Origin of the sequence: Microcystis sp. M090S1, assembly GCF_020246295.1 — a bacterium.
In the GTDB taxonomy this organism is placed as follows: domain Bacteria; phylum Cyanobacteriota; class Cyanobacteriia; order Cyanobacteriales; family Microcystaceae; genus Microcystis; species Microcystis aeruginosa.
The window spans coordinates 1-3379 of sequence record NZ_JADBTF010000186.1 but is presented as its reverse complement, the minus strand read 5'-3'; the positions used below and the strand labels follow the sequence as shown (position 1 = coordinate 3379).

Annotated in this window: 3 protein-coding genes and 1 pseudogene; 1 reads left to right on the top strand and 3 read right to left on the bottom strand. The window is 39.4% G+C overall.

The window, feature by feature from the left end:
* The 3 genes from IM477_RS08510 to IM477_RS08500 all read right to left on the bottom strand — a co-directional run.
* Positions 1-346: Rpn family recombination-promoting nuclease/putative transposase (locus IM477_RS08510; RefSeq protein WP_287731365.1), on the bottom strand; the 346-nt coding region annotated here is incomplete at its 3' end.
* A gap of 355 nt (positions 347-701) precedes the next feature.
* Complete coding sequence (locus tag IM477_RS08505) at positions 702-2123, bottom strand: carotenoid oxygenase family protein (protein WP_287731363.1); 1422 nt, start codon at positions 2121-2123, stop codon at positions 702-704.
* Between the two features lie 116 nt (positions 2124-2239).
* Positions 2240-2911 (bottom strand): Uma2 family endonuclease, encoded by a 672-nt coding sequence (locus IM477_RS08500; RefSeq protein ID WP_287731366.1) that lies wholly within the window; start codon positions 2909-2911, stop codon positions 2240-2242.
* A gap of 202 nt (positions 2912-3113) precedes the next feature.
* On the opposite strand from IM477_RS08500, the pseudogene IM477_RS08495 reads away from it, so the two are divergent.
* Positions 3114-3242 (top strand): annotated as a pseudogene (locus IM477_RS08495) (DUF29 family protein); the annotation flags it as partial.
* Between the last annotated feature and the right edge of the window lie 137 nt (positions 3243-3379).

Genomic DNA, 3379 nt, shown 5'->3' with positions numbered 1-3379 from the left:
TTGAATAAGAAAAAATTACAATCGGATAAATCGGTAAGACAAATTTCTCATGAAAGCGAGCAAAATAAGTAAACATTCGCCGGTTAAACCACTTGCGGGAACTTTCCTGCGCCTCCAGATGAATCAGAAAAAAAGATTCTTTTCCTCGAAACTTAACCTGTGCGACTAAATCGCTTTCATACCTTTCTCCTTCCGTGACATCGGTAAATACTTCTTTGTCTAAAAAAGTAATCGAGTCCCTATCTAAATAATCGATCAATTGAGGGAAAAATAACTCAATAAATTCGACAAAAAAGGTGGAGATTAACTCCTTAAATAAGCGATCGTGGTCAATATTATTAGTCATGTAATATCATCTTAACTAATCTGAGTGATGAATGACTACTCTTCTCTATTATATTCTGAAAAGTCGGTTTTGGCAACAGATTGTTATGACCTCATCCCCTAACCTACGAGAAGAAGGGGAACTACGAGAAGAGGGGGATACTTTCCGTGTTAACCTTTCTCTTTCAACTAAAACCCCCCCAAAGCAATCTTACCCCTTGTCATGGCGAAGTATGCGATCGCTAACGTCAAAGCTAGGCTGTTCCTAATTCAAATTGCTTGTTGAGACGAGGCACTCTTGCGCTCTTGCACTCTTGCAACAGTAAAGGGATTGGGGGAGATTCGGCTAATCTAAGAATAAGCGATTTAAATACGTCTTAGCTTACTTTTTCTGATTTTTCTTGCCAAGTACCGTGAAAACTGGGAGGGATAACACTGGGTAATTGCAGACAACAAAGGGGTTCTTTTTCTAACTGCTGACTATCATAGATTCTCACTTGGCTGCTGTGATTATTGCCGTCGTAAACCACGACGATTAACCATCCCGTTTCTGGAGATAAACCATCGGAGACAAAAATCGGTTCACTGCCATAACAGTTATTTTCTAGATAAGCAATAGTTAACTTACCTGTGGAGTGATTATAACAAGCGGGAATTCCGATAATTTCCCGACGAATATCGCTATCGGGACGATGGACAGCTAAAAAAGTATTTTGCCATTTTTGTCCCACCAGTTGCGGGGAAACCACGGGAAAATCACAGCTTAAATCCGAGAGAATTTCCTGATTAATCACCTTTGCTGATAGGGGATTGATGGTGATACTTGCTAATTTTCCGATGGCTAAGGTTTCGGTTTCACCCGTGGCAACTTCTTTTAAAAATTGATTAGTTTTAAAGTCATCATAACGGACAAAAACAATTTCAAGATTGCCTTGGTCATTCACACAACCATTAGCGAAGTGCCATTGAAACCATGAATCCGTAACACTTTCACTGACTAACTGTAGAGAATCTCGCTCAAAAATTAGTATTCTTGTTCCTAATTCTGGCTGCCACTGCATGGCATCACTAAAAGTTTTAAATCCCAACAGTATCGATAACTTATCCGCTTTTATCGGTGGGACAAAAAAGACGAGATACTGTCCTGCTAAAACAAAGTCATGCAGCAGAGACAATCTATCTAACTCAAAAGTGTTTTTCTGGATAATTTCACCAGTGGAGTCAGACTTATAGAGATTTAAACTAACTTTAGCACCGATTGTCACCCCGAAATTAAAAATCTCTCCTCTGGACAAATCTAGCTTAGGATGAGCGGAAAAAGTTTCCTTTGCTTGTAAGCTAGATAAATTATCTAAACCTAGGGTTTCTAAAGATTGTAAATCTAATTTATGGGGAAAACCCCCTTCCCAGAGAGCTAATAATTTATCGGGTAAAGCTAACACCGAGGTATTAGCGGCATTTTTTACCTCTTTTCCCCAATTATTCCAAAAGAAGCCGGGGGCATTCATGCCATAATTAGGAAATAAATATTGATTAGCGGCGCTTTCTTGCTGATAACCGGCAGTTTGGACATAACGATAGGTGGCACTGGCTCCCTTATCATGAAAATGTACAGCTAAAACTGCCCCATCTCCGTCAAACCAATGACCAACTTTTTGCTTACCTCTTTCTAATCTCCCCGGACCATTGCGATAGAGACTACCCCGCAATCCGTCAGGAATTTTCCCCGATAATAAGGTTAATTGGGTTTCAGAAAATTCCACTGCTGGTTTTTCTAAAGATTTTGCCCAAGCTTTCATAGATTTGTTTTTTTACTGATTACATAGTTAAGTATAGCCCTAGGCTAGGTTCAATGACGATAACTTAGGCAGTTGACCAGTTAATTAGTATTCACCACAACCGCTCAATTATGTCATTATAAAGTATCGGGATCAATTCCCAGAGAACGGATATATTCAGCTAAACGTTCAGCTTTAAGACGTTCTTGTTCTAATTGTAAACTTGCTTGTTCAGCTTTTTGAGATAACTCAATAGAAGTCAAAAATTTCTGACCATCTAAACTATAAATTTCTAACTCATCTTCTGTCAATTCAAATCGGATATTTAACCGAGGACTAACCCATCCCTTAATCTCAGGTATAGAACTTAATAGTCCTTCCTGTCTTAACCATCCTTGAAAATTATGAGAATCGGGATCATAGAGATAGTATTCTTCCACTCCATAACGTTGATAAAAGAGTAGTTTTCGCTCCATTTCTTCTAAACTATTAGAAGGGGAGAGAATTTCAAAGACCACTTGAGGAGCGATGTTATCTTCTTGCCATTGTTTATAGGAACCCCGTCTTCCTTTCGGACGACCAAATACTACCATAACATCGGGAGCAACCGGTCCGGTAATTTTTTTATCTTGGACGGGATACCAGAGGATATCCCCCGCAATAAAAACCTGAGGAGAATTAGCAAAGAGAATCTCAAGGTTTTCTTTAATTTTCACGATCCATTCATATTGTTCGGTATTATCGGCCATGGGTTTACCGTCACTATCGGGGTATTCAATATCCGGATCAATAGCGGGGATAAAGGTCATAATTTCTGCTCCTGCTGACTTGTCTGAAAATGATAATTTTAGCATCTGTAAGACCTGATCTATTCCCCTATATCTAGGAGGAGATAACATCGTTATAGCGGTAAGCGCTTGAGTGAGATACAGACCAAGCTTTGCCTAGCATGGTTTATAGCTCGTGACACTGTACCTCATACGACTGCACACCGCTATATATCCCGACAGGTTATTAACCGTTTTAATCGAACACCTGCTAAAACTATCCTATTGGGAATCGGAAAAAGAACGGAATGCCCGTCACTGGATAGTGGAGATCGGGGCTTTCCGAGCGCAATTAGAACAAAAAATAGAGGCTCTTCGTTACTTGTTATGGTTCGATAGGGGGACATAAATCGACTAAATCCTTATCTGGCAAGAGACTTAATTGATTAGTTCGCTCTAGATAAAAAACAATTGACAAAAATCGCAGCAATGCCTTTCTAGATAAGGGTT